Source organism: Streptomyces sp. NPDC029292 (genome assembly GCF_055569295.1).
In genome coordinates this window covers 89,812-115,301 of the sequence record NZ_JBVHXR010000004.1, presented here as the reverse complement: position 1 = coordinate 115,301, position 25,490 = coordinate 89,812, and the positions used below count along the sequence as shown (strand labels likewise).

24 protein-coding genes and 1 pseudogene are annotated in these 25,490 nt (G+C 69.3%); 15 read left to right on the top strand and 10 right to left on the bottom strand.

Going from position 1 to position 25,490, the window contains the following annotated elements; all coding sequences use genetic code 11:
- Positions 1 to 63 precede the first annotated feature (63 nt).
- Positions 64 to 531: pseudogene (locus ACZ4WS_RS11665) on the top strand (superoxide dismutase); the annotation flags it as partial.
- A 252-nt stretch (positions 532 to 783) separates the two neighbouring features.
- Here ACZ4WS_RS11665 and ACZ4WS_RS11660 read toward each other — a convergent pair.
- Both ACZ4WS_RS11660 and ACZ4WS_RS11655 read right to left on the bottom strand, forming a co-directional pair.
- Complete coding sequence (locus tag ACZ4WS_RS11660) at positions 784 to 1,401, bottom strand: histidine phosphatase family protein (RefSeq protein WP_467979463.1); 618 nt, start codon at positions 1,399 to 1,401, stop codon at positions 784 to 786.
- Entirely contained in the window at positions 1,398 to 2,924 is a 1,527-nt protein-coding gene (locus ACZ4WS_RS11655) for an FGGY-family carbohydrate kinase (protein ID WP_467979461.1), read from the bottom strand. Before ACZ4WS_RS11655 ends, ACZ4WS_RS11660 begins: the two co-directional genes overlap by 4 nt.
- Before the next feature lie 252 nt (positions 2,925 to 3,176).
- On the opposite strand from ACZ4WS_RS11655, the gene ACZ4WS_RS11650 reads away from it, so the two are divergent.
- From ACZ4WS_RS11650 to ACZ4WS_RS11605, 10 genes are all read left to right on the top strand, one after another.
- Positions 3,177 to 4,598, top strand: a complete 1,422-nt coding sequence (locus ACZ4WS_RS11650) for an ABC transporter substrate-binding protein (protein ID WP_467979459.1) — start codon at positions 3,177 to 3,179, stop codon at positions 4,596 to 4,598.
- A 5-nt stretch (positions 4,599 to 4,603) separates the two neighbouring features.
- Entirely contained in the window at positions 4,604 to 5,560 is a 957-nt protein-coding gene (locus tag ACZ4WS_RS11645; RefSeq protein WP_467979457.1) for a carbohydrate ABC transporter permease, read from the top strand.
- A complete protein-coding gene (locus tag ACZ4WS_RS11640; RefSeq protein ID WP_467979455.1) occupies positions 5,557 to 6,387 on the top strand; it encodes a carbohydrate ABC transporter permease in 831 nt (276 codons plus the stop codon). The genes ACZ4WS_RS11645 and ACZ4WS_RS11640 overlap by 4 nt, the downstream gene beginning before the upstream one ends.
- Positions 6,384 to 7,481, top strand: coding sequence for an ABC transporter ATP-binding protein (locus tag ACZ4WS_RS11635; RefSeq protein ID WP_467979453.1), 1,098 nt, complete (start codon positions 6,384 to 6,386; stop codon positions 7,479 to 7,481). The genes ACZ4WS_RS11640 and ACZ4WS_RS11635 overlap by 4 nt, the downstream gene beginning before the upstream one ends.
- 101 nt (positions 7,482 to 7,582) lie before the next feature.
- Positions 7,583 to 8,332, top strand: a complete 750-nt coding sequence (locus tag ACZ4WS_RS11630; RefSeq protein ID WP_467979966.1) for a DeoR/GlpR family DNA-binding transcription regulator — start codon at positions 7,583 to 7,585, stop codon at positions 8,330 to 8,332.
- Positions 8,333 to 8,347: 15 nt separating this feature from the next.
- Entirely contained in the window at positions 8,348 to 9,427 is a 1,080-nt protein-coding gene (locus tag ACZ4WS_RS11625; protein WP_467979452.1) for an ABC transporter ATP-binding protein, read from the top strand.
- Positions 9,424 to 10,464, top strand: a complete 1,041-nt coding sequence (locus tag ACZ4WS_RS11620; RefSeq protein WP_467979450.1) for a 2-hydroxyacid dehydrogenase — start codon at positions 9,424 to 9,426, stop codon at positions 10,462 to 10,464. Before ACZ4WS_RS11625 ends, ACZ4WS_RS11620 begins: the two co-directional genes overlap by 4 nt.
- Positions 10,465 to 10,555: 91 nt before the next feature.
- The gene (locus ACZ4WS_RS11615) at positions 10,556 to 11,977 is read left to right on the top strand and encodes an FGGY family carbohydrate kinase (protein ID WP_467979449.1); all 1,422 of its coding nucleotides are present in this window, start codon (positions 10,556 to 10,558) and stop codon (positions 11,975 to 11,977) included.
- 91 nt (positions 11,978 to 12,068) lie between these two features.
- On the top strand, positions 12,069 to 13,172 hold the full coding sequence (locus tag ACZ4WS_RS11610) for a glycerophosphodiester phosphodiesterase (protein ID WP_467979446.1): 1,104 nt from the start codon (positions 12,069 to 12,071) through the stop codon (positions 13,170 to 13,172).
- A 74-nt stretch (positions 13,173 to 13,246) separates the two neighbouring features.
- The gene (locus tag ACZ4WS_RS11605) at positions 13,247 to 13,465 is read left to right on the top strand and encodes a hypothetical protein (RefSeq protein ID WP_467979444.1); all 219 of its coding nucleotides are present in this window, start codon (positions 13,247 to 13,249) and stop codon (positions 13,463 to 13,465) included.
- 3 nt (positions 13,466 to 13,468) lie between these two features.
- Here the strand turns inward: ACZ4WS_RS11605 and ACZ4WS_RS11600 are convergent, their stop codons facing one another.
- Positions 13,469 to 14,137, bottom strand: coding sequence for a mycothiol-dependent nitroreductase Rv2466c family protein (locus ACZ4WS_RS11600; RefSeq protein ID WP_467979442.1), 669 nt, complete (start codon positions 14,135 to 14,137; stop codon positions 13,469 to 13,471).
- 138 nt (positions 14,138 to 14,275) lie between these two features.
- Here ACZ4WS_RS11600 and pepN point away from each other — a divergent pair, with 138 nt between their 5' ends.
- Both pepN and ACZ4WS_RS11590 read left to right on the top strand, forming a co-directional pair.
- The gene (pepN, locus tag ACZ4WS_RS11595; protein ID WP_467979440.1) at positions 14,276 to 16,852 is read left to right on the top strand and encodes an aminopeptidase N; all 2,577 of its coding nucleotides are present in this window, start codon (positions 14,276 to 14,278) and stop codon (positions 16,850 to 16,852) included.
- Positions 16,853 to 17,141: 289 nt separating this feature from the next.
- On the top strand, positions 17,142 to 18,209 hold the full coding sequence (locus tag ACZ4WS_RS11590; RefSeq protein WP_467979438.1) for a hypothetical protein: 1,068 nt from the start codon (positions 17,142 to 17,144) through the stop codon (positions 18,207 to 18,209).
- Between the two features lie 85 nt (positions 18,210 to 18,294).
- On the opposite strand, the gene ACZ4WS_RS11585 is transcribed toward ACZ4WS_RS11590, so the two are convergent.
- A complete protein-coding gene (locus ACZ4WS_RS11585) occupies positions 18,295 to 18,711 on the bottom strand; it encodes an ATP-binding protein (RefSeq protein WP_467979437.1) in 417 nt (138 codons plus the stop codon).
- Between the two features lie 203 nt (positions 18,712 to 18,914).
- Here ACZ4WS_RS11585 and ACZ4WS_RS11580 point away from each other — a divergent pair, with 203 nt between their 5' ends.
- The gene (locus ACZ4WS_RS11580) at positions 18,915 to 19,796 is read left to right on the top strand and encodes a helix-turn-helix domain-containing protein (RefSeq protein WP_467979965.1); all 882 of its coding nucleotides are present in this window, start codon (positions 18,915 to 18,917) and stop codon (positions 19,794 to 19,796) included.
- Positions 19,797 to 19,799: 3 nt separating this feature from the next.
- On the top strand, positions 19,800 to 20,015 hold the full coding sequence (locus ACZ4WS_RS11575) for a DUF397 domain-containing protein (protein WP_467979435.1): 216 nt from the start codon (positions 19,800 to 19,802) through the stop codon (positions 20,013 to 20,015).
- A gap of 107 nt (positions 20,016 to 20,122) precedes the next feature.
- Here the strand turns inward: ACZ4WS_RS11575 and ACZ4WS_RS11570 are convergent, their stop codons facing one another.
- From ACZ4WS_RS11570 to ACZ4WS_RS11545, 6 genes are all read right to left on the bottom strand, one after another.
- Positions 20,123 to 20,890: a hypothetical protein gene (locus ACZ4WS_RS11570; RefSeq protein ID WP_467979434.1), complete on the bottom strand. Its 768-nt coding sequence runs from the start codon at positions 20,888 to 20,890 to the stop codon at positions 20,123 to 20,125.
- A 97-nt stretch (positions 20,891 to 20,987) separates the two neighbouring features.
- Positions 20,988 to 21,761 carry a hypothetical protein gene (locus ACZ4WS_RS11565; RefSeq protein ID WP_467979433.1) on the bottom strand — a complete coding sequence of 258 codons (774 nt, stop codon included), beginning with the start codon at positions 21,759 to 21,761 and terminating at the stop codon, positions 20,988 to 20,990.
- A gap of 87 nt (positions 21,762 to 21,848) precedes the next feature.
- A complete protein-coding gene (locus ACZ4WS_RS11560) occupies positions 21,849 to 22,052 on the bottom strand; it encodes a hypothetical protein (protein WP_467979431.1) in 204 nt (67 codons plus the stop codon).
- A gap of 306 nt (positions 22,053 to 22,358) precedes the next feature.
- On the bottom strand, positions 22,359 to 22,694 hold the full coding sequence (locus tag ACZ4WS_RS11555; RefSeq protein ID WP_467979430.1) for a hypothetical protein: 336 nt from the start codon (positions 22,692 to 22,694) through the stop codon (positions 22,359 to 22,361).
- Positions 22,695 to 22,702: 8 nt separating this feature from the next.
- Positions 22,703 to 24,319, bottom strand: a complete 1,617-nt coding sequence (locus tag ACZ4WS_RS11550) for a polymorphic toxin-type HINT domain-containing protein (protein WP_467979964.1) — start codon at positions 24,317 to 24,319, stop codon at positions 22,703 to 22,705.
- Positions 24,307 to 25,443 carry a serine hydrolase domain-containing protein gene (locus tag ACZ4WS_RS11545; RefSeq protein WP_467979428.1) on the bottom strand — a complete coding sequence of 379 codons (1,137 nt, stop codon included), beginning with the start codon at positions 25,441 to 25,443 and terminating at the stop codon, positions 24,307 to 24,309. Before ACZ4WS_RS11545 ends, ACZ4WS_RS11550 begins: the two co-directional genes overlap by 13 nt.
- Between the last annotated feature and the right edge of the window lie 47 nt (positions 25,444 to 25,490).

The window sequence follows — 25,490 nt, the reverse complement described above, 5'->3', positions numbered from 1 at the left end:
TCGCGTGGCACACGCGGGGGCCTTTTTGTTGCTAGCGTGTAATTGCAAGCTAGTTGCAATAAGCTCGGAGGGCTGGAGAAGAACCTGGCTTTTCATCTCTCCGGGCACATCCTGCACAGCATCTACTGGACGAACATGACCGGGGACGGCGGCGGCGAACCCCTCGCCGCGGACGGAGTGGGCGGCCTCGCGGACGCCATCACCGAGTCGTTCGGCTCCTTCGCCGGGTTCAAGGCCCAGCTGACGAAGGCGTCCGCGACCACGCAGGGGTCGGGGTGGGGCGTCCTGGCGTACGAGCCGCTGAGCGGCCGCCTCATTGTCGAGCAGATCTACGACCATCAGGGCAACGTGGGCCAGGGCTCGGTGCCGCTCCTCGTCTTCGACGCCTGGGAGCACGCCTTCTACCTCCAGTACGAGAACCAGAAGGTCGACTTCATCGAGGCGATGTGGCAGGTCGTCAACTGGCAGGACGTGGCCCGGCGTTACGAAGCGGCCAAGTCCCGGGCGGACGTGTTGCCGCTGACCCCCTGAGGCATGTATGAAACGTCCTGCTCGTGATCGTCTTCTCACCCTTCACGTGGCAGGCGGATGGAAGGAAAGCCCCCGCGAGGACCTGACTCGCGGGGGCTTTCCCCCGCTCCGGGGTCCACCGATCGGTGGACGGCACGTTCAACCGAGTACCTCTGTCTCCCAACTGCCCAGCTCAAGCAGGCTTTTGGGCATGAACTCGGGCTGCTGCGACGGCCGTAGCCGCATGCGCACGGCACGTGGCGGCCGTAGCCGCTAGGCACACGGCACGTTGAAGGACAGCAGCGCGACAGCCCCGTCCTGCACCCGCAGTTCCGTCACCGCCGCGTTGCGCAGTCGCGGGAAGACGCGGCGGTACTCGCCCAGCGGGATGGACAGCAGAGAGCAGAGGACCAGACGGAGCAGGGTGTTGTGGGCGACGACCAGGACGCGTTCGCCGGGGTGTGCGGCGGCGATGCGGCGCAGGGCGTGCACGCCGCGCGCCGCGGCGGTGCGGGGGTCCTCCGCCTCCGGGAAGGGGTACGACACCGGATCCGCCCGGAACGCCTTCGCCCGCTGCGGGTTCTCGGCCTCGAACTCGGCGAGTGTGCGGCCCTCCACGACCCCGAAGTCGCACTCCCGAAGGGCGGGTTCGCGGTGCGGGGTGAGGCCGAGGGCGCGGCAGGCGGGGTCGGCCGTGGCGACGGCGCGGGAGACGGTGGACGTCCAGACGGCGTCCACCGGGTGCGCGGCGGCCCAGCGGCCGAGGGCCTCCGCCTGGGCTCGGCCCTCGTCGGTGAGGGGGACGTCGCTGACGCCGGCGTAGCGGTTCTCGGCGTGCCAGATGGTCTGCCCGTGCCGGGCCAGCAACAGGGTCGTGGTCGTCGTACTCATGACCCCGCAGTATCCCGGTCGAGGCGTGCCCGCGCGTGCCCGGCGACGGACGCGGGCAACCAGCCTCTCCGCTCCAGCTCGTCGACCAGTCGCGCGTACGGATCCGCGAAGAGCGCCGTGCGTGCCGGGCGGGGTGCGAGGACCGTGCGGACACGGACCATGCGGTCGGCGGCGTCCGCGAGCGTGGCGGCCGCGCCCGCGCCGTATGCCGCCAACGCGGCCATGCCCAGGGCGGGTTCGGTCTGTTCGGGGACGCGGGCGGGGCGGCCGAGGATGTCGGCGCGCAGCTGGTTCCAGTACGCGCTGCGGGCGGCGCCGCCCGTGAAGGTGAGCGGGCCGTCCAGCGGGGCACCCAGGTGGTGCAGGTAGTCCAGGCAGAGCCGTTCCACGAGGCCGACGCCCTGGAGGAGCGCGGCCCACAGGTCGGCGTCGCAGGCGGGCTCGCCGAGGACGAAGCGGGTGGCGTCCGGGGCGAGGAAGGGGAAGCGTTCGCCGGGTGAGGCGAGGGGGTACGCGAGGACGGACGCGGGTTCGAAGGCCGCTGCGGCCCGGTCCATGGCGGCGGGCGAGGCGCCCGGGAGGTACGCCGCGAGGGCGCCCGCGCCGACGCTGGACGCTCCACCGGGCAGCCAACTCCCGTCCGGTGCATGGTGGTTGTACACGACGCCCGTCGCGTCCCGTACCGGTCGCGACGCGGCGCCCTTGAGCACGAGGGTCGTCCCGAGCACCGAGTTCCAGGAGCCCTCGCGCAGGGCGCCCGAGGCGATCTGGGCCGCGCAGCCGTCGGTCATCCCGGCGATCACGGGGGTGCCCGCGGGGATGCCGGTGCGCTCGGCGGCGGCCGGGCCGACCACGCCGAGGCGGGTTCCGGGAGGTACCACATCGGGCAACAGGCCGTCGGGGATGCCGAGTTCGGCGAGCTCGGCGGACGGCCAGGCGGCACGCTCCAGGTCGTAGCCGGTCTTGAGGGCGTGGCTGGAGTCGGTGGGTGTCGGGTGCCCGGTGAGGCGGGTGACGATGACGTCGGGCTGGTGGGCGAGGCGGACGTCCCGCGAACGGTCGTATCCGCGAGCCCGCCCGGCGCCGTCGTACGCGCGGGCCCGCCCGGCGCCGTCGTACGCGCGCAACAGCCACATCGCCTTCGGCAGCCCCCAGCCGTTCTGTACCAGCAGCCCCGCCTCGCGGGCCCGCGCCGCCTCCTCCGCCGCGCGTCCGTCGTCGTACATCAGGGCGGGGCCGAGCGGTCGGCCCGAGCCGTCCGTGAGCAGCACGGTTCCTGAGGTGCCGCACACCGCGAGCCCGGCGATCCGCCCGCTCGCACCTTTGGAGAGGGCCGCCCGGGATGCCGTACCGACGGCGTCCCACCACTCCCCCGGGTCCTGTTCGTGGCGCGTACCCGACCGCCGCCCGGTGAGCGGCGCCGAACCACTGCCGAGGACCTGTCCGGCGCCGTCGACGACGAGGGCGCGGACGCTCTGCGTGCCCAGGTCGATCCCCAGCCAGGCATCACCCTCGTACGCCATCCGGACCTCCCAGACATCGCGATGCAGACTGTGAACTTCTCACTCTGCCCTGAGATTTTCACTTGCGCGAGGGATTGACGGTCAACCCCGGCCGTTACACCCTCTGTTAACGAGTCGACTCAACGTGTTAACCAGCCGACCGCGCTGTGTCATCGCCGGGCGGCCCCGCCGACCCGTCTTTCCGGCTGGGGGCCCGGGGGTTATCCCCCGGATGAATGCAGCACCGAACCGGACCCGACGTGGAGGTCACGGATGGACACGCACGTGCACGACCGCCGACGCTTCCTCGCGCTGGCCGCCGCCGCGGCCTCCGCACCGCTGCTGAGTGCCTGCGGTGCCGGGTTCGGCGGGGACGACAAGAAGAACGACGGGTCGGCCGCAGCCGACGTGACCGGCTCCTTCGACTGGAAGCGGGAGAAGGGCACGACGGTCAAGGCGCTGCTGAACAAGCACCCGTACACGGACGCGCTGATCGCCGACCTGAAGGCGTTCACCGCGAAGACCGGCATCAAGGTCGAGTACGACGTCTTCCCCGAGGACAACTACTTCGACAAGCTCACCGTCGACCTCTCCAGCGGCCGCGCCTCGTACGACGTCTTCATGCTCGGCGCCTACATGGTCTGGCAGTACGGGCCGCCCGGCTGGCTGGAGGATCTCGGACCGTGGATGAGCAACTCCTCGGCCACCGGCGATGAATGGGACCAGGCCGACTTCTTCCCGAACCTCCTTCAGGCCGACCAGTGGTCCCTCAAGGCGGGCGCACCGCTCGGACAGGGCGGGCAGTACGCGCTGCCGTGGGGCTGGGAGACGAACGTCGTCGCGTACAACACGGAGGTCTTCAAGAAGCTCGGCCTCAGGCCCGCCGAGAGCTTCGACGAGCTCCGGGAGCTCGCCGGGGTCATCAAGCGCAAGGCGCCGGGGGCCGGCTTCGACGGCATGTACGGCATCGCGGTGCGCGGGTCGAGGAGCTGGGCGACCATCCACCCCGGCTTCATGACGATGTACGCGCGCAACGGACTGCACGACTTCACGGTCACCGACGGCAAGCTCAAGCCCGCCATGAACACCCCGGAGGCCATCGCCTTCACCCAGGACTGGGCGGGCATGGTCAAGCAGGGCGGCCCGCCGTCGTGGACGTCGTACACCTGGTACCAGTGCTCCAGCGACCTCGGCGCGAAGAAGGCGGGGATGCTCTTCGACGCGGACACGGCCGCGTACTTCCAGGCGGTGCGGGGGGCGAGTCCCGCCTCCGGGAAGATCGCCTTCCACCCGGGGCCGAAGGGGCCGGACGGCTCGCTCGCGACCAACATGTGGATCTGGTCGCTCGGCATGAACGCCAAGAGCAAGAGGAAGAGCGCCGCCTGGCTGTTCCTCCAATGGGCCACCGGCAAGGAGCATCTGCGCAAGGGCGCGATCACGTACAACCACATCGACCCGGTCAGGAAGTCGATCAGCCAGGACGGCGCGTACAAGGACAAGATGAAGCACCTTGAGGGCTTCATCGACACCTTCGAGACGGTCGTCGACCAGACGAAGATCCAGTTCACCCCGCAGGAGCAGTTCTTCGACGCGACGACGAGCTGGGCGGCCTCGCTCCAGGAGATCTACGGCGGCAAGAACGCGAAGTCCGTGCTCAACGGCCTGGCAAGTGACCTGGCTGCCAAGGTGAGTTGACGCGGATGACCTCGTTGACGGAGACCGACCACGGGGCGGCCTCACGCAAGGAGGGCGCGCGGCGGGTACGGGCTGTCCCGCGCTGGCGGCGCGGGCTGCGCCCGTACCTGCTGATCGTGCCCGCGCTGCTGCTCACCGGCGGAATCCTCTATCCCTTCGGACTCGGCCTCTACTACACGCTGTTCGACTTCTCGGCGAGCAAGCCGCAGCCGGACATGGTGGGCTTCGAGAACTACCGCACCGTCTTCACCCAGTCGGCCTTCTGGGACTCGGCCCGGGTGACGGTGATGTACGCGGTGGGGGCTGCCGCGGTCGAGACCGTCCTCGGAGTCGCCGTGGCCCTGCTGCTGCACCGGTCGTCGATCGTCGGACGGGTGCTGGAGAAGATCCTTATCCTGCCGCTGATGATCGCGCCCGTCATCGCGGCGATCATCTGGAAGCTGATGCTGCAGCCGTCCGTGGGCGTGATCAACCACCTGCTGAAACCCTTCGGCCTCGGGGGAGTTCAGTGGACGGACACCCCGACGGGTGCGTTGCTCTCGTCGATCGCCGTCGACGTGTGGGTCTACACCCCGTTCGTCGCGATCCTGGCCCTTGCCGGGCTGCGCTCACTGCCGACCTCCCCCTTCGAGGCGGCGGCGGTGGACGGCGCGGGCTGGTGGTACACCTTCCGGCGGCTCACGCTGCCGATGCTGTGGCCGTACGTCCTGGTCGCGGTGATCTTCCGGTTCATGGACTCGCTGAAGGTGTTCGACATCATCTACGCCCTCACCGAGGGCGGGCCCGGCGACTCCACGATGGTGCTCCAGATCCGCGCCTATCTGGAGGCGATCCGCTTCCAGCGCTACTCGTTCGGGATCAGCTACACGATCGTGCTCTGGGCCGTGGTGTATCTGGCGGCGATGGTGCTGGTCCGCCACCTGGGCAGGATCCAGCGCCGGGCAGCGGAGGTGACCAAGTGAGCTGGAAAACACGCCTGTTGGGCTGGCTGGCCGACGCCGCGCTCATCCTCTACTTCGTCTTCGCGCTCTTCCCGATCGCCTGGATGGTGATCCTTTCGCTGAAGCCCGCCGACCAGCTCTTCAGTACGTATTTCTCCTTCACCCCGACCCTCGACTCCTATCGGACGGTGCTCGGCGACAGCGAGGGCATCCCCTTCGTCCGCTTCTTCGTCAACAGCCTGGTCGTGTCGGTGGGCGCGGTGGCGCTCTCGCTCGTGGTCGGGCTTCCGGCGGCGTACGCGTCGGCGCGCTGGCGGTTCAGGGGCTCCGAGAACCTGATGTTCACGCTGCTGTCGTTCCGTTTCGCGCCCGAACTCACCGTGATCATCCCGCTGTTCGTGCTCTACCAGAAGCTCGGCCTCTTCGACACGTACGTCGGCATGGTGTGGGTGCTGCAACTCGTCACCCTGCCGCTGATCGTGTGGATCATGCGGTCGTACTTCGCCGATCTGACACCGGAGTTGGAGCAGGCCGCACTCATGGACGGCTACACGCGCAAGCAGGCGTTCTTCAAGGTCGCGCTGCCGCTGGTCAAGCCGGGGATCGCGGCCGTGTCGCTGCTCGCCTTCATCTTCGCCTGGAACAACTTCGTCTTCCCGCTCATCCTCACCTCCTCGCAGGCGCAGACCGTGACGGTGGGCGCGCTGTCCTTCCTCGGCGGGGACCGGCCCAAGTACAACCTCACGGCCGCCGCCGCGCTGGTCTCCGTCGTACCGCCGCTGCTGCTCGCGCTGACGATCCAGCGGTATCTGGTGCGGGGGCTGTCGTTCGGGGCGGTGAAGTCGTGACGGCCGCCATCGCGCTCCGGGGTGTCCGCAAGACGTACGGGCGGAACACCGCGCTCGACGGGCTGGAACTCGACGTCCGCGAGGGCGAGTTCTTCTGCCTGCTCGGACCGTCGGGGGCCGGCAAGACGACGACGCTGAAGACCGTGGCCGGGCTGGAACAGCCCGACTCCGGCACGGTCGAGCTGGACGGCGCGGACATGACCGGCGTGGAGCCGTACGACCGGGGCGTGGCCATGTGCTTCGAGAGTTACGCCCTCTATCCGCACCGGTCGGCGTACGACAACCTCGCCTCGCCGCTGCGCTCGCCCCGCTACCGGCTGCCCGCCGCCGAGGCCCGTGACCGGATCGACGCGATCGCCGAACTGCTGGGAATCGGCGGCCTGTTGGACCGCCCGGTCGGTCAGCTGTCCAACGGCCAGCGGCAGCGCGTCGCCCTCGGCCGGGTGCTGGTCCGGCCCGCGCGCGCCTTCCTCCTCGACGAACCCCTCTCCCACCTCGACGCCAAGCTGCGCCAGCAGATGCGGGCCGAGCTGAAGGCGATCGGCGCCGTGCGGCACACCACCACCCTCTACGTCACCCACGACTCCGTGGAGGCACTGGCGCTCGGCGACCGGATCGGGGTCATCCGGGACGGGCGGATCGTGCAGACCGGGACGCGGGAGGACATCTGGTACCGGCCCTACGACACGGAGGTCGCGCGGGCCTTCGGCCGGCCGCGGATCAATCTGCTGCCGGGGACGGTCACCGAGGACCACGGCTTCCGCTCGGCGGACGGGAAGGTCGAACTGCCGGTCGGCGCCCAGGCATCCCCGGGTACGGAGGTGCTGGTGGGCGTGCGTCCCCGGGATCTCGCGCTCGGAGCGGGCCCCGGCCACGAGCTCACCGGCACCGTGTACGTCACCGAGGTGCTCGGCCGGGCCGTCGAGGTCACCGTCCGCCTCGGCGAGCAGCACGTCGCGCTCGTCGCCCCGCGCTCGGCGGCGGCGGGGCTGCGTCCGGACGATCCGGTACGGCTGACGGTCAGGCCTGAGAACCTGCTGCTGTTCGAGGCCGACCGGCCGGAGCGCCCAGGACGACGGATCGAGAAGCGATGAGCGGCAGCAACAGCAGCGGGGGCGGCAACAGCAGTGGTGGCAACGGCAGCACCGGTGGTGCACAGCAAGGACAGCAGGGACCCGCGGCGCGGCAGGCCGCCATGGCCGAGCAGGTGCTCGCCGACGGCTCGGCGACCGCGGCCGAGCTCGCCGAGCGCTTCGGGGTGAGCCTGATGACCATCCACCGGGACCTCGACGAGCTCGAACGACAGGGCATCGTAAGGAAGTTCAGGGGCGGGGTGACCGCGCAGCCGTCCGGGGTCTTCGAGTCGAACGTGCAGTACCGGCTGAAGACCATGCGGCCACAGAAGGCCGCCGTCGCCGCGCACGCGCTGAAGCTGATAGAGCCGGGCATGGCGATACTCCTCGACGACTCGACGTCGACGCTGGAGATCGCCCGCAGACTCCGCCTCGGCGAGACCACCCCGCTCACGGTCGTCACCAACTTCCTGGAGGCGATCAACCTGCTCTCCGACCAGCGCGGCATCCACCTGATGGCCCTCGGCGGCGACTACGACCCGCTGCACTCCTCCTTCCTCGGGGTGTCCTGCGTGGAGGCGGTGCAGTCGCTGCGGGTGGACCTCTGTTTCGCGTCGACGTCGGCGGCGCTCGGCGGCCACGCGTACCACCAGGAGCAGCACATCGTGTCGGTGAAGCGGGCGATGCTCGACTCCGCCGCCCGCAACGTCCTGCTGCTCGACCACACCAAGCTCGGCCGGGTCGCATTGCACCGGGTCGCCCCGCTGTCCCGCTTCGACCTGGTCCTGGTCGACGACGGGGCGTCGGCGGAGGCGCTGCGCGACCTGGACGAGCACAAGGTCCGCTACGAGGTGTGTGCCACCGGTACCTGAGAGGGAGGCGGCCTCATGGCCGAACTGGAGCTGCGTGAGCTGCGCAAGACCTACGCATCGCGCGGGCGTCCGGCGGTGGACGCGGTGCGCGGCATCGACCTGGAGCTGCGGTCCGGGGAGTTGCTCGGGCTGCTCGGCCCCTCCGGGTGCGGCAAGTCGACGACGCTGCGGATGATCGCGGGCCTGGAGACCGTGACCGGCGGGGACATCCTGGTGGGCGGCGCGTCGGTGGTCGGGCGGCCGGCGCAGCAGCGCAACATCGGGGTCGCGTTCGAGAACTACGCGCTGTATCCGCCGCTGACGGTGGCCGAGAACCTGGCGTTCGGGCTGCGGGCGAGGGGGCGAAGGGGCCGTAAGGACATCGCCCGCAAGGTCGCCGAGATCGCCGGGCGGGTCGCCCTCGCCGACATCCTCGACGCCCGCCCCGCGGGTCTCTCCAGCGGCCAGAAACAGCGGGTGTCCCTGGCCCGCGCGCTCATCCGCGAACCGGACGTCCTGCTCCTCGACGAGCCGCTGTCCCACCTGGACGCGGCCCAGCGCGACACCACCCGGCGTGAACTCAAGCGCATCCAACGGGACTTGGGGCATACGACGATCCTGGTCACGCACGACCAGGAGGAGGCCCTGTCCCTCGCCGACCGGATCGCCGTGATGCGGGACGGCGTCATCCAGCAGCTCGGCACGCCCTACGAGATCTACGACAGCCCGGCGAACGTCTTCGTCGCGGACTTCGTCGGCGAGCCCGCGATCAACCTGCTGCCCGGACTCGCGACCGGCGACGGCCACGCCCGTCTCTCGGACCCGGTGCGGATCGCGCTGCCGGTGCCGGTGCCGGCGGGCCGCGAGGTGGTGGTCGGCATCCGCCCGGAGGACCTTCGGCTCACCTCCGACGGCGGCCTGCCGGCCCGGGTCGTGGCCCACGAGCCCCTGCTCGAGTCCGGCATCGCGACCCTGGCCCTCGAAGGAGTCGTACGACCGCTCGTCGTCCTCACCGACCCCGAGGTGCGGCTCGTCCACGACGAGCGGGTCCGGGTGGCCGCCGATCCCGGCCTCACCCATGTCTTCGACGCCGAGACGGGAGACTCCCTGCGATGACCGTGCCCGTGAGTGTGGTGGCCGCCGGCGACCACTTCGTCCTGCCCTCGCTGATCGCCCAGGCGGTCCGCGACGAGCTGGGTGAACACCCTTTCTCCGTACGGGAATTGACACTCGGCTGGCCACTGGAACCCTTCGGGCCTGTCGGCGAGGTCGAGGAGGCCAGCGACGCCGAGGACGAGCTGATCGAGGCGCTCACCGACGCGGACGTCCTGGTCACCCAGATGGGACCGGTGACCGAGCGGGTACTGGCCGCCTCGCCCCGGCTGCGCCTGGTGGTCGTCTGCCGCGGCGGACCCGTGAACGTGAACCAGGAGGCGGCCCACGCGCACGGCGTACGCGTCTGCTTCGCGCCGGGCCGCAACGCGGCGGCCACCGCCGAGTTCACCGTCGGGCTGCTGCTGGCGGCACTGCGCCGCATCCCGCAGTCCCACGACCTTCTTGCTCGGCAAGGAAGTTGGGGAGCGGGCGCCACGTACTACACGTACGAGCACAGCGGCCTCGAACTCGAGGACCTGCCGGTCGGGCTCATCGGGTACGGGGCCGTCGGCAGCCGGGTCGCGCGGGTACTCGGCGCGTTCGGGGCCCGTGTGCTGGTGTACGACCCCTACGTGCGCGGCGAGGTGCACGGGCTGCGCGTCGGCTCGCTGGACGAACTCCTGCGCCCGTCCCGGGTGATCAGCCTGCACGCACGGCTCACGCCCGAGACCCGCGGCCTGATCGGCGCCCGCGAACTGGCGCTGCTGCCGCCCGGCGCCGTGTTGGTGAACGTGGCCCGCGGCCCACTCGTCGACGAGGACGCCCTGTGCGACGCGCTGAAGAGCGGGCAGCTGTCGGCGGCGGCGCTCGACACCTACGAACGGGAGCCGGTGCCGCCGGACTCCCGTCTCTTCGATCTCGCCGGGACCGAACGCCTGGTCATGACACCGCACTTGGGCGGCGCCAGCCGCGCCGTGGCCGAGAAGGCCGCCCGGATCGCGGCGGCGGAGGTGGGCCGCTGGACACGCGGGGAACCGCTGGCACACTGCCTCGACTGAGGATCCGTACCAGCCGCCTCGACCGAGGATTCGCACCAACTGCCTCGACTGAGCCGCCGAGATGAGATGAGCCGATCCGAGGGAGTCCGGCATGTACGTCGGTATCGATGTGGGCACGTCCATGGTGAAGGCCGCGGCCTTCGACGACACGGGCCATGAACTGGCCGTGCAGGCACGACCGGTGGACCTCGCCATCCGTGGCGGCTTCGTCGAGCAGGACATGGACGAGGTGTACGCGGCGGTGGTCGCCGTCCTCTCCGCGCTGACCGCCGCCGTGCCGGGCCCCGTCGAGCTGGCCGGGCTCACCGGGCAGGGCGACGGGGTGTGGCTCGTCGACGGCGAGGGCCGGCCGGTGCGGGCCGCCGCGTCCTGGATGGACGGCCGGGCCCACGAGCTGGTCGACCATTGGCTGGCGGACGGCACCTTCGAGACGGTCTTCCGGCGCACCGGCAGCGCGATGTTCCCCGGCTGCCCGGGACCGCTGCTCGCCTGGCTCGACCGCTACGAGCCCGCCGCCCTCGACGCCGCGACCACCGCCCTGTACTGCAAGGACATGGTCTTCCAGCGGCTGACGGGGGTGCGGGCGACGGACGTGTCGGACGCGTCGATGCCGTTCCTCGACCCGCGCACCCGCACCTATGACAACCGGGTCGTCGAGCTGCTCGGCCTGACCCACCGACGCGGACTCCTGGCGCCGGTGAGCGACCCCGTGGCCACCGGGCGGACCCACGGCGAGGGACTGCCGCCCGGCACCCCTCTCGCCAACGGCCCCTACGATCTCCCCGCCTGCGCGCTCGGCGCGGGCGTCACGGCCCCCGGCGACGGCCTGCTGATCGTCGGCACCTGCCTGGCCAGCCTGGTCGGGACGACGGACCTCGACCTGACCGGCGAACCGGCGGGTCTCCACATCTCGACCGACCGGGCCGGGTACTGGCTGCGCGCCATGCCCGCGATGGTCGGCACGGCGGCCCTGGACTGGGTCCTGTCCACGACCGGCGTCCACCACGACGAGGTGGACGAGCTGCTGGCCGCGACCCCGCCCGGCGCGAACGGCGTCCGCGTGCTGCCGCACTTCGCCCCCTCCGGGGAGCGCGCCCCGTTCGTCGAGCCCCGCCTGCGCGCCGAGCTGACCGGCGTCTCCTTGGAGTCGACCCGCGGCGACCTCATCCGCGCCACCTGCGAGGGCATCGGCTATGCGGCCCGTCACTGCCTGGCGGCCGCAGGCCTGACGGGGTCCCTGGCGGTCTGCGGCGGCGGCACCCGCAGCCCCGCCTGGATGCGGCTGCTCGCCGATGTGCTGGGGCGGCCCCTGCGGGTCGTCGAGGGCGAGGTGGGTGCGCGGGGCGCGGTGCTAGCGGCGGCCGAACGGCACGGGCTCGCGCTGGACGCGGCGGCCTGGACCGAGCCGACGGTGGTCGTGCAGCCGGACGCCGGGCGGGCCGCGCACTACACCAAGGGGTACGAGGAGTACCTGGCGCGACTGGCGGAGGCGCGGGGCCGGGCGCGGCGCTGAGCACGTAGGTCACGACCTGCCCGTGAACACGTATGCCAACGACCTACCCATGAACACATATGCCAACGACCCGACCAGGAAAGGGAGTTACATGCACCTGAGACGTCGATCCCTGCTGCTCGCGGCCGCCGCCACCCCGGCGGCCGCTGCCGTCCCGGCCGGCGCGGCCGCCGCCGTCCCTGCCCCGGCTGCCGAGGCGTCCCGTCCGCACGGCCCGCTGGTCATCGGCCATCGCGGCGCGGCCGGCTGGCGCCCCGAGCACACGGCGGCGGCGTACACGTACGGCGTCCAGACGGGCGCCGACTGGATCGAACCGGATCTGGTGCCGACCAAGGACCAGGTGCTGGTGGTCCGCCACGAGAACGAGATCTCGCAGACGACGGACATCGCCTCGCACCCGGAGTTCGCCGACCGCCGCACGACGAAGACGGTGGACGGCCGGAGCGTGACGGGCTGGTTCACGGAGGACTTCACGCTGGCGGAGCTGAAGACGTTACGGGCCGTGGAGCGCCTCCCGCTGGTCCGCAACCGCAACACCGTCTTCGACGGCCGCCACGAGGTGCTCACCTTCCAGGAGGTGGTGGACCTGGCCCGCCGTCTGTCACGGACGTACGGCCGTACGGTCGCGGTCTTCCCGGAGACCAAGCACCCCACGTACTTCCGCTCGATCGGCCTGGAACTGGAGCCGAAGCTGGCGGAGCTCATCCGCCGCAACCGGCTCGGCCCACGCGAATGCGTCGTCCAGTCGTTCGAGCCGACGAGCCTGCGGCGCATCGCGGCGGAGCGGCTGGGGGTGCCGCTGTGGCAGGCCCTGGGCACCACGGGCGGGCCGTACGACCTGGTCCTGGCCGGTGACCCGACGACGTACAAGGACATGATGACGCCGGCGGGCCTCGCGAAGATCGCCGCGTACGCGGACTGGATCGGCCCCGACAAGACGTCGATCGTCCCCGTGGGCCCGGACGGCGGTCTGGGCACCCCGACCGCGCTGCTCTCCGACGCCCACGCGGCGGGCCTGAAGGTCGGCCCGTACACCTTCCGGGCGGAGAACCAGTTCCTGCCGGCCGACTTCCGCCAGGGAACGGGCGCGAACGACTTCGGGGACGCGTTCGCGGAGTACGCGCTGTATTACGGGCTCGGGGTGGACGCGGTGGTCACGGACTTCCCGGACCTGGCGACGATCGCGAGGGGCTGATGGTTGTGGGCCCCCGCGAGAAAGTGGCTCGCGGGGGCCTTCCGGTACGCGAGGCTCCGGGGGACCGTTGCCGGATGGCGAACCTGAACTGCCACACGTGCGATCTGGACGACCAACAACACGACGCGCTGACCCGACGCCAGCAGGAGTGGCTCAAGAGTCGCCTGGTGACAAAGAACGTCGACGGTTACGTCATGTGCGCACGAGCGAGCTGTCGCCACGTCCGCAACACGTGGACCCAGTGTGCCGGTACGGGTGACCGGCACATACGGATCCCGTTCGATGTGAACTGAGCCTCACAGGTTGCTGAAGTCCGGGCCCGCCGTGCGCGAGCGCTTGATCTCGTAGAAGCCCGGTACCGAGGCGACGAGGAGCGTGCCGTCCCAGAGCTTGGCGGCCTCCTCGCCCTTGGGGGCCGGGGTGACGACCGGGCCGAAGAAGGCGAGCTGCTCGCCGTCGGTGCCGGGGACGGCGATGACGGGGGTGCCGACGTCCTGGCCGACCTTGTCTATGCCCTCCTTGTGGGAGGCGCGCAGCTCGGCGTCGAACTCGAAGTCCTCCTGGTCGGCGTAGTCGATCAGGTCGGCGGGGAGGCCGACCTCGTCGAGCGCGGCGGCTATCGCCTCGCGGGTCGGGCCCTCGCCCTGGTTGTGGAAGCGGGTGCCGAGCGCGGTGTAGAGCGGGCCGAGGACGTCGTCGCCGTGCTTCTGCCAGGCGGCGGTGACCACGCGGACCGGGGCCCAGGCCTTGGTGGACAGCAGCTCCCGGTACTCCTCGGGCAGCTCGTCCAGCTTCGGCTCGTTGAGCACGGCGAGGCTCATGATGTGCCAGCGGACCTCGATGTCCCGGACCTTCTCCACTTCGAGGACCCACCGCGAGGTCATCCAGGCCCAGGGGCACAGCGGGTCGAACCAGAAGTCGACGGGGGTCTTGCCGGAACTGGTCTGAGCGGTCTGCTCGGGCATGGCTCTCCTCGGAATGCGGTCTTTCCCGAGCCAACGCCGTCGGCCACCCGCCCCATTCCCGGGTGCCCGGCGTCAGGGGCACATGGGAGGATCGGTCCTGTTCGCCCCATGCCACGCCACCACGAGGGAGTGCCGACCGTGCCCGGTGAGAATCTGTCCCGCGACGAGGCCCAGGAGCGGGCCGCACTGCTGTCCGTCGACGGGTACGAGGTGTCCCTCGACCTGCGGTCGGCCGTGGACGACGCAGAGACCGGGCCGCGCACCTTCCGCTCGGTGACCACCGTCCGCTTCCGCTGCGCCGAACCGGGCGCCGCCACCTTCGCCGACCTGATCGCGCCGAGCGTCACCGCCGTGTCCCTGAACGGCAAGGACCTCGACCCCTCCGCCGTCTTCGACGGCTCGCGGATCCTCCTCGAAGACCTCGCCGCCGACAACGAACTCGTCGTCGACGCCCAGTGCGCCTACTCCCGCACCGGCGAGGGCATGCACCGCTTCGTCGACCCCGAGGACGGCGAGGTCTACCTCTACACCCAGTACGAGCCCGCCGACTCCCGGCGCGTCTTCGCGAACTTCGAGCAGCCGGACCTCAAGGCGCCCTTCCGGGCGGAGGTGCGGGCTCCCGAGGGCTGGGTCGTATGGAGCAACGGCGTCGGCGACCTCACCGACGGCGTCTGGAAGTTCGCGGAGACGAAGCCGATCTCGACGTACATCACGGCGTTCGCCGCGGGCCCGTACCACTATGTGACCGACCGCTACTCCCGCACCCTCGACGACGGTACGACGCTGGAGATCCCGCTCGGCGCGATGTGCCGCAAGGGCCTGGCCCCCTACTTCGACTCCGACGACATCTTCCTCGTCACCAAGCAGGGCCTGGACTTCTTCCACGACCACTTCGACTACCCGTACCCGTTCGGGAAGTACGACCAGGCGTTCGTGCCCGAGTACAACCTCGGCGCGATGGAGAACCCGGGCCTGGTGACCTTCCGCGAGGAGTTCATCTTCCGCGGCAAGGTGACACAGGCGTCGTACGAGCGGCGGGCCAACGTCATCCTGCACGAGATGGCGCACATGTGGTTCGGCGACCTGGTGACCATGGTGTGGTGGGACGACCTGTGGCTGAAGGAGTCCTTCGCGGACTTCATGGGCACCTTCTCGTTGGTCGAGGCGACCCGCTTCACCAACGGCTGGATCACCTTCGCCAACAACCGCAAGGCGTGGGCGTACCGCGCCGACCAGCTCCCCTCCACGCACCCCATCACGGCCGACATCCGTGACCTGGAGGACGCCAAGCTGAACTTCGACGGCATCACCTACGCCAAGGGCGCTTCCGTACTGAAGCAGTTGGTGGCGTACGTGGGCAGGGACGCCTTCCTGGAGGGTGCCCGCCGCTACTTCAAGCGGAACGCATACGGCAACACGCGCCTCGGTGATCTGCTGTCCGTGCTGGAGGAGACGAGCGGGCGCGACCTGGCGACCTGGTCGCGGGCGTGGCTCCAGACGGCCGGGGTCAACTCCCTCACCCCGCAGGTGATTCTGAGCTCGGAGGGCCGGATCACCGAGCTGGCGATCGTCCAGGAGGCCCCCGAGTCGCACCCCGAACTGCGGCCGCACCGGGTGGCGGTGGGCCTGTACCGGCGCTCGCCCGACGGCGCCATGGAGCGGTACGCACGCGCCGAGGTGGATGTCGACGGCCCGCGCACGGTCGTCGGAGACCTGGTGGGCGCCGACGCCCCCGAACTCGTCCTCGTCAACGACGACGACCTCACCTATTGCAAGATCCGTTTCGACGAGAACTCGCTGGCCACGCTGCGGGACCGACTCGGCGACATCACCGACCCGTTGGCACGCGCCCTGTGCTGGTCGGCGCTGTGGAATCTCACGCGCGACGCGCTGATGCCCGCGCGGGACTTCATCGACCTGGTCCTGCGCTTCGCGGGACGCGAGTCCGACATCGGTGTGCTCCAGATGCTGCACGCCTGGGCGAACTCGGCGCTCAGGTACTACGCGGCACCCTCCTGGCGCGAGGAGGGCGGGCGGCTGCTCGCCGAGGGCGCGCTGAGGGAACTGCGGCTCGCCGAGCCCGGCAGCCAGCACCAGCTCACCTGGGCCCGCTTCTTCGCGACGGTCGCGTCGAGCGAGGCCGATCTCCAGCTGCTGCGGGGCCTGTTGGAGGGCACCGCGAAGATCGACGGTCTTGAGGTCGACCAGGAGCTGCGCTGGGACTTCCTGGAGCCGCTGGCCGCGCACGGAGCCGCGGACGAGTCCGTACTGGCGGCCGAACTGGCCCGCGACGACACGGCGTCCGGCAAGCGCCACCAGGTCCGCTGCCTCGCCGCCCGCCCGTCGGCGGCGGTCAAGGCGCAGGCCTGGGCGGCCGTGGTGGAGTCCGACTCCCTCTCCAACGCCCTTGTCGAGGCGACGATCGAGGGCTTCGACCAGTCGTCCCAGCGGGAGCTGCTCGCACCGTACGCCGCGAAGTACTTCGACGCCATCGAGCGCGTCTGGGCGGAACGCTCCATCCAGATCGGCATGGACGTGGTGAAGGGGCTGTTCCCGTCCCTCCAGGACTCTCCGGAGACCCTGGACGCGACGGACGCGTGGCTGGCGCGGCACGAGGACGCGCCGCCCGCGCTGCGGCGGCTGGTGCTGGAGGCGCGGGACGACCTGGCGCGGACGCTGCGGGGGCAGGCGTGCGACTGGGCGGCGGCGGCTTAGCGCCACGGCTTGACTCGGCTTGGCCCGAGAGGCATCCGGCCTGAGACACCTTGAGGGCACTGGTTCCGGCCGGTGCCCTCAGTGGTGACGACATCCGATGACCTCGACGATGACGAGATTCAGTGGTTACCAAATACAGGTATTCAGAGCCGTAACCCCTATTAATCCCCATCCGGACCAGCGCCTTTCGGCAGTCGAACGCCCGTACTTTAGGGCGATCTTGTCCGGATTTGTCGACGGGCGTGTAACAACGGTTAGAGCGCGGACCGGGCGCGGAAAACCCCCGGTCATGAACCACAACACCCCGCTCTCCCACACCCCCCACTCCCCCCGCCCCCTCCACCACCTGTCCGACGTGCAGCGGCGGGTACTGACCACCGCCCAGCTGCGCGCCCACGGCGTGACCGGCGCCGAAACGAACGAGCAGTGCCGGCCGGGCGGCCCCTGGCAGCAGATCCTCCCGGGCGTCTATCTCCTCCACCCGGGCCCGCCCACCTCCGAGGAACGCCTGCACGCCGTCCTGCTGTACGCCTCCCGCTCCCCCATGCCCGGCCCGGCAGCCGGCATCCCCGCCCAGCCGGGCGCCGAGGAGTCGCGCGCCCCGCAGCCCTACTCGGACGCGCTGATCACGGGCCTGGCGGCGCTGACCCTGCACGGCTTCACTTCAGCCCCGCCCCTCCTCTCCCTCGACCGGATCGACGTCCTGGTCCCCCGCCTGCGCCGCCTGCGCTCGCACGGCTGCGCCCGCATCGTCCGCACCTCCTCCCTCCCGGCCCCCACGTACGCCACCGGCGTCCCCGTAGCCCCCGTCCCGCGCGCCCTCGCCGACGCGGTCGCCGAGCTCTCGGACGCGGGCGCGGTACGCCGCCTGCTGACGGAGGCGGTACGCGGCGGCCACTGCGAACCGTCCGCGGTCGTCCGCGAGTTGACCCAGGCCCGCCTGCTGAGCCGCCCGCACGTGGTGAACGCGGTGGACTCCCTGCTCGCCGAAGGCCGCGCCATCGCCGAGGACCGCCTCTACCGCATGGTCCGCGAACACGGCCTCCCCGACCCGGTCTGGAACGTGGACCTGCGCCTGCCGGGCGGCCCCCACCTCGGCGGCCTCGACGCCTACTGGCCGGAGCAGGCGGTAGCGGTGGAACTGGACACCCGGGCTCCCCGCCAGGACGAGGACGCCTTGTGGTCCGAGTACGCCCGCAAGCGCGAACACCTGGAGCGGCTGGGCATCACGGTCGTCTACATCACGCCCAAGAAGCTCCGCGAAGCGAGGGACCAGCAGGCGACGGTGGTACGCACCGCGCTCATGGCGTCGAACGACCGGGATCCGGCGGCGTATGTCGTGGTGCTTCCCCGGTAGTGACGGACCGGGGCGGTATCAGGAGGAGAGAGGAGGGGCCCGCGAGATGGACATCGCGGGCCCCTCCTCATGTACGTCATGTACGTCATGTACGTCCCTTGAGCCGGGCGCGCACTGTCTTCCCGACGTCCGACCGCAGGAACCACCGCAGTTCGTCAGCGAGTTGAGCCACGACGAGGAGCCCGCGCCCGCCCTCGCCATCGGGGGCAATGGCGACCTCGGGAAACACCCGCACCGGGTCCGAGACCTCGACGACGAGCCCGCCGTCCTCCAACTCGGCCAGCCGCAACCACAGTTCGTGCCCGATCACTCGCGCATGCCGTACGGCATTGGCGACCAGCTCGGAGACGACGAGCACGGCGTCATCGACATCCCCCGCCCACTGCCACATGGTCAGCCGTCGGCGGGCTTGGAGCCGGGCGAGGCGGACGCTGCGGAGGGTCATGGGGTAGCCCATGGACCAGTCGTGGGCGAGGAGGGCGGGGGCTTCGGGGTTGGGCATGGGGGGTCCTTTCGCACTGGGGCTGCCCAACTACGGTGGCGAGACTCCACGTTCGCCTGCAATCGAAACTCCTCTGAAATTTCAGAGAAGTCAGAAATGGACTATGCCCGTATCTGCACAAGCGGCTGCGCGGGCCACGCACGGAGTGCCACACTCGGCACGCAGTGGCAAGCAACACGCACTACGGCACACAGGCGGTGCACATGGCGGCCAAGCGTGGGCGGACGGGCCAGCGCCTCGAACTCGGACTTCAACTACGTCAGTTACGAGACGACTGCGGCCTCGGCGACCGTGGTGGTGGACTGACCCGCAAGCAGGCGGTGCAAGGGCTGCGTATCTCCGAAGCCTCGCTGTTGCGGATCGAGACCGGCGCACTGAACTTCCGCAACGTGGGCGACCTGCGGAAACTGCTGGAGAAGTACGGCGTCACCGACGAGGACGTCATCGAGTCGCTGATCAACCTCAACCGGGAGTCCGCCCATCAGGACTGGCTGACCCAGTTCCGCGGCCTCATGCCAGCTGGGATGCCTGGCTTCGTAGGACTCGAACCCGAGGCGCGCGGCATGCGGGCGTACCACCCGACGCTGGTGTACGGCCTCCTCCAGACGGAGCGTTACGCAAGAGCACTGCTCGAACTCCACAAGCCGGTCGAGGAGACCACTTCAGAATTCGTACGCAGTAGCGTGGAACTGCGGATGAAGCGACAGGAGGTGCTCACCCGGGACGACCCGGTCAAGCTCCGCGTCATCCTCGGCGAGGCCGCCCTGCGATACCCGGTCGGAGGCTCCGACGTGATGCGCGAACAGTACGAGAAGCTGGTGAAGTTGAACTCCTGGGATCACATCACCATCCAGGTGCTGCCGTTCCGATCGGGCTACCGCTCGGCCAACGACTTCGCGATTCTCGACCTCGGCGACGAACTTCCGCCGAGAGTCCAGATCGACAGCGCCTGGGGAGCGACCCACACGTCGGACAAGCGCCGTGAAGTCGACCGCTTCATCCGCCGGTTCGACACCATGACGGCCTCGGCGCTGCCTCCCGAGGACACCGCACACTTCCTGCACCGACTAGAACGAGAGCTGTAGGTCATGCCCACCCACCCCAACGCCCGCGAACTCGCCCCCGAAACGGCCTGGTTCAAGTCCTCCTACAGCGACGGCACGGGGCAGAACTGCCTCGAAACAGCCCCCCTCCCCACCACCATCGCCGTACGAGACTCCAAGACCCCCACCGGCCCGGCGCTCCTCCTACCCCCCACAGCCTGGACGGCCTTCGTCACCCACATCCGCACCCCGACCCCCTGACCCTCCCCCGCGTCCGGAGGAATCAATTGGCAGATTTGTGCCACGCCACCCGCCAGAACCACAGCTCCAGGGTCCTCCAAGTGGCACAAATCTGCCAATCCCTTGGTCTACTGAACGTCGACCGAGTCACCCGCGGACTTGGCGGACCCCGTCGTGGACGTGCCCGCGAAACTCCACCGCCAGGCACCGCTTTCCGAGGCCTTGGCCGTCGCCTTCAGACCGCCGGTGCTGCTGGAAGTTACGGTCTTCAGCGTGGTCCAGGTGCTGCTGCCCTCCGGGCGGAACTGGAGCTTGACCGTCTGGCCACTGAAACCCGCGTACTTGTGGGTGTTCCAGTTGGCGCGCGTGAGCTTGCCCGTCAAGGTGACGGTGCCGCCGGCGGCGACGGGCTCCGGGGCGGCGTTCACGGTCAGCTTCGCGTAGCGCTTGAGCTTGGCGGTGACGCCGATGCCGTCGGTGTCGTAACCGCCGCTGGCCTTGATGGCGTTACCGCCCGCCTTCCAGGTGGCCGCGTCCGAGTTGGTCAGGTCGTCCTTCGGCTCGATCAGGACCCGCTCGGTGCACGTCTGCTTGGTGCTGCTCACTGTGGTGCAGTCGGGGCCGAACATCGTGGCAAGCACGTTGGCCTCGTCGGCGAGCGTGCCCCGGTAGAGGAACACCCACTGGTCGTCGAGCTTGACCTTGTGGGTGAGGGTGTAGGTGATGGGGACCTCGACCTCTGCGGACGTACCGACGAACACAGACTTACCACCGTTGATCACGACGTCCGAGAAGGTGACGTCGCTGTCCGCGGCCTGCGCCGTTGTGGCGGGCAGAGCCGCGAGCGGGAGGGCGAGAGCACCCGAGAGAGCAGCGATGAGGACGGATCTGCGCATGGGAGTTCCTTGGGTGTGTTGAGTACGGAGCGGGGTGGGCTCTGGTCGCCCGCCGTCCCCGAAGCGGCAGCTGGGGAGGTATCGCGCCTCCCGCACTTCAGCTCGCGGCCGTCTTCTCCAGCTTGGTGACCTGCGCCGTGACGACCTCGTCCGGGACCGTGACGGTCTTCGGGTCGGTCAGGTCGACGGCGAAGAAGAGGGCGAGGGTGGAGCCGGAGCGGACGACGGTGTACGCGGTCGGGGTGTCCTCGCCGAGGATTCCGCCGCTGAGGCGGAAGGCCACGGCCTCGTCTCCGACGTCCGGGGCGTCCAGCGGTTTCACCGCGGAGACCTTGAGGTCGTCGCTCACCTCGAATCCGTCCGGGCACCCTTCCACGGACGGCTTGAGATCGGCCATGCCCTGCTTGGCGTCATCTTCCTGGTAAGAGGTGAGCAGCACGCTCGTACCCGTGCCCACGGTGTCGCCGGACGTGGCGGATACGGACCGGCCGACGCGGGCCTCGGGACTGACGCTCAGCGAGAAGAGCGTCATCATGGACACAGCCGCGCATATGTCGTCGTCGGCGTCCATGGGGACTGCCCCGGTGTCCTGGCCCGACAGCGCCTGGACCTGATACCCCTTCAAGTCTCCTTGCTTCAACAGAGCTTTGGTGAGCTGCGCCTTGGTCAAGGGCCAGACAATCGAGTCGGCGTCCGCAGTCGCCACCGCCGAATCCTCAGGCGAAGCCGAAGCCGAGGCGGACTCCGACTCCGTCACCGAGGAACTCGCCGCGTCGGCCCGCCCCTCCACTCCCCCACTCGCACCGCACCCCGCGACCAACGCCAGCACCACCGATGCCGCTGCCGCACTCGCCCACACGTTCCGGGCCACGCGCCCCTCCCTTGCTCTCTTGCCTACTCACTCAGCCGAGCGCCCCCAACGGACGCCCAGCACAATCACCTTGACCGCTTCGGGGCCCTACCCGATCCGCCCCGCGAACGCGGTCGCGTCCCCGTGCCACTTCTTGTGCATCCACAGCCGCTCCCCGGCCAACTCCGTCCGCGCCCAAGTACCGGACATGGCCCCGATCCCCGCGCCCTGCGGTAGCCGCGCAAGCACCCGGGTCGGCTTCACGCCCTCGAACCGCCCGTACTCGAGAACCACGACACCGCGGTCGGTCACGAGCACCGCCCGCCGCGCGGTCAATGCCGCGGCAACCAACGCCCCTAGCCCAGTCGGCGCCCCGGCCTCTACAGCAACGAGCCGAACGCCGATCAGTCCTGCTATGAATACGCGACCTGCGCCCAGGGATTGATCCCGTCTTGCGCCAACAAAACCCGCTGTACCCGCTCACCAGGCTCCAACAGACCCTGCGATCTTTCGACAACCTTGCTTGACAGATTCGAGGCCATGAATCGAACTCCGTTCAACGGGAGGGCAAACGAAAGAATACCTGGATTCGAGCCCAGGGAGCCCTATGAAGGCGGATCACATGCCACCCGAACGGCGTTTCTCTTCTGCCAATTTTCGCCCAAACTCGACGCGCGAATTCAAAAGTTCCACCCACATATTGCCCACGCTTACCGGGTAGTGCGCCGCCTGGGCACCGGGGGCCGTTTCAATGAGATGCAGCAAGGTCCAGGAAAGCCCAAAGCAATCATCAGGACCAAAGATCGTGGCAAGCGCCTGAGCTTCTTCATCCGAAACCGGCCTAGTTACTCGTTCTAGCAAGCGCTGCGTCTCCATGATCTCCTCTTCGACTGCATCCTCCGACGGGAACGGACCCGCGTTGACCAGATCCTCAACTTCACTACGAATTGACATATAAACTCCTACATCCTGCCGATTCGTCGATAGTAGGCCAGCATTTCAAGAATCCCCTTGTTGTAGTAGCTGGGATCGTTGTACTGAAGCTGACCTATCCGTCGCATGTCCCAGATGTCCATGGCAAGCACGGTCCGGAAGGGGAGACCTGCATCACGCCTCTTGGTCCCTCCACCTCGACCACCGTAGGTGCGGGTGAGCTCGTGATCCGCCTGTTTCATCACTACCGCACCCCCGTCCTTTCTCGGCAAATGACCGAGGGCATTCTGAGGCATGTGATGGGCTGTAAGGTCATCACCCGGCGGGCCGGGGTCCAGATCGCCGAACCGCCCTCCCTGGTTTTCCTGGACCGCCTTGCATGTGTTATGAACGAGGACCGGTATGGCCCCCGCCAGCACATAGTAGGTGTGCTGTTCAGCGACGGTGAAGTTGTACGTCCGGACGTGGTCCGTGTAAGCCCGGTTGGCCTTGATCTTGGCAGTGGTTCCGTCGGCCGTAAGCAAGATCATGCCCGACTTCAGCTCACCGGCATTGACCCACTCTCCGGTCGAGGGGACCCAGAAAGGGTGCTCGGCAGTGGCCGTGATCTTGTGCGTGCCGGACGGGCCCTCAATGGAAAGCTCGTTGAGGTACTTCTCCGCCTCGGTGTGGATCAGCGCCGTAACGGGCTCGGAGTTGGTCTCGCCGGTCTCCGGATCCGTGGACAGGACCTCGTCGCCGAGTTCGATGTCCTCGATGTTCTTCGCCGTGCCGTCGGCAAGCAGAACCTGCGTGCCTGCCAGGAAGCAATTGATCGTGCCCGCGGCGGCCTTGTTGCCGAGAAGTTTACCGGCAACAGCGTTCGCGCCCTTCTGCATCACACGCCCGAGGCCCTCGCCTACCACACCGCCCGCCGCGCCCCAGACGGCGCCCTCGGCCATGTCCCCCAGCTGTCCGCCGACGCTGTGGTCGGCGTTGTCGTCCATCGCGTTGCCGACCGCGGCACCCGCCGCGCCCGCGATGGCTCCGCAGCCGGCCGCGAGGCCGTAGCCCACGCCACCGGTCGCGGTTCCGACCGTGGCTGCTGTGCCGTAACACGTCGCGCCCACCACGATTTCGGTGGTAAAGCTGACGATCGCAACCTTGTTCTCGTCCCACCAGTTGCCGAGCGTGCACTTCCAGTCGCAGTCGCTCGGCGGCTTGGTGGTCGTGACGGTCTTCTTGACGGTGACCGTGATGTCCGCGTCGGGATAGAGCAGGTCGACGAGAGCCTGAGTTTCCTCCGTGGTGCCCCAGTCCAGGTCGGGGCAGGTGACCGGGTCGCAGCCTCCCCCACCGTTCGCCGGCACAGTCGTGAGTCCGCTCGGATCCGAATGGCTCACCGGACTGTTGTTGCTGTACGCGTACCCGTTCATCGACAGCGGGTCCGCGATGTCGAGGACGGGGTCGGCGGAGAGGAAGCGGCCCGTTTCCGGGTCTGGGCGAGGGCGAGCCCGACAGCGAACTCTTCCAGCCCAAGAGCGACTTCGAGTTCCGCTTGTCGACGGTGACGAGGAGCCAAGGTCCTCGGCAGTGGGACCGCGGTCGTCAGCTCCGCCAGCGGGTGGGGGGTCAAGCTTGCGTTCGGGTAGGGCTACCCGCCGCAGAACTCCGCCTCGATCACCGCATCGCTGTCCCCCGACCAGTCCCCGTTGAAGTTGAAGGCCAGGGAGTGGCGCCCGTCCGCCGTGGTGACGGCCGAGGACGTCGAGCCGTGGATGCCGCCGTCGTGGCCCCAGACATGGACCCCGCAGCTCAGTTTGCGGTCGATGAGGCCCAGGCCGTAGCCGGCGTCAGGGATGGCGTCGACCTTGATCGTGGTCTTCATTTCGGTGAGTTGGTGATGCGGGAGGAGCTTGCCTCGCAGGAGGGCTGTGTAGAAGCGGTTCAGGTCGGAGGAATCGGAGATCATCTCGCCCGCGGAGGAGGCGAGGGAGGGGTTCAGGGTCGTGACGTCGTAGGTCTTGCCCGTCGTGGACTCGGCGAGCTTGGAGTACGCGCGGCTGCTCGGCTGGGGGACATGCGGGTTCGTGCCGGGGAGCGATGTCGCGTGCAGGCCCAGGGGTTTGATGATGCGGGAGCGGATCTCCGACGCGTACGAGTGGCCCGTGACCCGCTCGATCACCATGCCCGCGAGGACGTAGTTGGTGTTCGAGTAGTTCCAGGACGTGCCCGGGGGGAAGTCCGGTGCGTGGGTCATCGCGATGGCGACGAGCTGCTCGGGCGTCTTCGTGTCGTAGCGGTGCTCGAAGAAGCCGTCCTTGAGGAAGTACGTACGGCCGAAGTCCTCGTCCGCCGTGTAGTTGTAGATACCGCTGGTGTGGTTGAGGAGCTGGCGCAGAGTGATGCGACGGCCGTCGTGGCCGTTGCCCCGGACCACGCCCGGGAGCCACTTGTCCACCGTGTCGTCCAGGGAGAGCCTGCCCTCCGCCTCCAGCTGGAGCAGCACCGTCGACACGAAGGTCTTGGTGATGCTGCCCACGCGGTAGTGGTCCGCGGTGGTGCGGGGTGTGTTCGTCCGCAGATTGCCCACGCCCGATGTGGCCGACCAGGTGCCGTGGCGGTCCGCGGCCGTCGCCGTCACGCCGGGCACGCCGTCCTTCACGGCGGCGTCCATCGCTGTGCGGGTGGCGCTGTGGTCGCTGCCGGTGGGCGCCGCCACGGCGGGGCCCGCCAACGTCGCCGCCAACGCAGCCGCGGTGGCCGCCACCAGTCCCGTACGCACTGACATGTGTTTCCCCCTGTCGCTGAACGAGCTAGGTCAGGGGGAGGGACCCG

What these genes read in the sequence shown, in the direction of transcription:
- ACZ4WS_RS11660 (WP_467979463.1), bottom strand. Translation starts at nt 1,401, where the DNA reads ATGAGTACGACGACCACGACCCTGTTGCTGGCCCGGCACGGGCAGACC.
- ACZ4WS_RS11655 (WP_467979461.1), bottom strand. Translation starts at nt 2,924, where the DNA reads ATGGCGTACGAGGGTGATGCCTGGCTGGGGATCGACCTGGGCACGCAG.
- ACZ4WS_RS11650 (WP_467979459.1), top strand. Translation starts at nt 3,177, where the DNA reads ATGGACACGCACGTGCACGACCGCCGACGCTTCCTCGCGCTGGCCGCC.
- ACZ4WS_RS11645 (WP_467979457.1), top strand. Translation starts at nt 4,604, where the DNA reads ATGACCTCGTTGACGGAGACCGACCACGGGGCGGCCTCACGCAAGGAG.
- ACZ4WS_RS11630 (WP_467979966.1), top strand. Translation starts at nt 7,583, where the DNA reads ATGGCCGAGCAGGTGCTCGCCGACGGCTCGGCGACCGCGGCCGAGCTC.
- ACZ4WS_RS11625 (WP_467979452.1), top strand. Translation starts at nt 8,348, where the DNA reads ATGGCCGAACTGGAGCTGCGTGAGCTGCGCAAGACCTACGCATCGCGC.
- ACZ4WS_RS11620 (WP_467979450.1), top strand. Translation starts at nt 9,424, where the DNA reads ATGACCGTGCCCGTGAGTGTGGTGGCCGCCGGCGACCACTTCGTCCTG.
- ACZ4WS_RS11615 (WP_467979449.1), top strand. Translation starts at nt 10,556, where the DNA reads ATGTACGTCGGTATCGATGTGGGCACGTCCATGGTGAAGGCCGCGGCC.
- ACZ4WS_RS11610 (WP_467979446.1), top strand. Translation starts at nt 12,069, where the DNA reads ATGCACCTGAGACGTCGATCCCTGCTGCTCGCGGCCGCCGCCACCCCG.
- ACZ4WS_RS11605 (WP_467979444.1), top strand. Translation starts at nt 13,247, where the DNA reads ATGGCGAACCTGAACTGCCACACGTGCGATCTGGACGACCAACAACAC.
- ACZ4WS_RS11600 (WP_467979442.1), bottom strand. Translation starts at nt 14,137, where the DNA reads ATGCCCGAGCAGACCGCTCAGACCAGTTCCGGCAAGACCCCCGTCGAC.
- ACZ4WS_RS11590 (WP_467979438.1), top strand. Translation starts at nt 17,142, where the DNA reads ATGAACCACAACACCCCGCTCTCCCACACCCCCCACTCCCCCCGCCCC.
- ACZ4WS_RS11585 (WP_467979437.1), bottom strand. Translation starts at nt 18,711, where the DNA reads ATGCCCAACCCCGAAGCCCCCGCCCTCCTCGCCCACGACTGGTCCATG.
- ACZ4WS_RS11580 (WP_467979965.1), top strand. Translation starts at nt 18,915, where the DNA reads ATGGCGGCCAAGCGTGGGCGGACGGGCCAGCGCCTCGAACTCGGACTT.
- ACZ4WS_RS11575 (WP_467979435.1), top strand. Translation starts at nt 19,800, where the DNA reads ATGCCCACCCACCCCAACGCCCGCGAACTCGCCCCCGAAACGGCCTGG.
- ACZ4WS_RS11570 (WP_467979434.1), bottom strand. Translation starts at nt 20,890, where the DNA reads ATGCGCAGATCCGTCCTCATCGCTGCTCTCTCGGGTGCTCTCGCCCTC.
- ACZ4WS_RS11555 (WP_467979430.1), bottom strand. Translation starts at nt 22,694, where the DNA reads ATGTCAATTCGTAGTGAAGTTGAGGATCTGGTCAACGCGGGTCCGTTC.
- ACZ4WS_RS11545 (WP_467979428.1), bottom strand. Translation starts at nt 25,443, where the DNA reads ATGTCAGTGCGTACGGGACTGGTGGCGGCCACCGCGGCTGCGTTGGCG.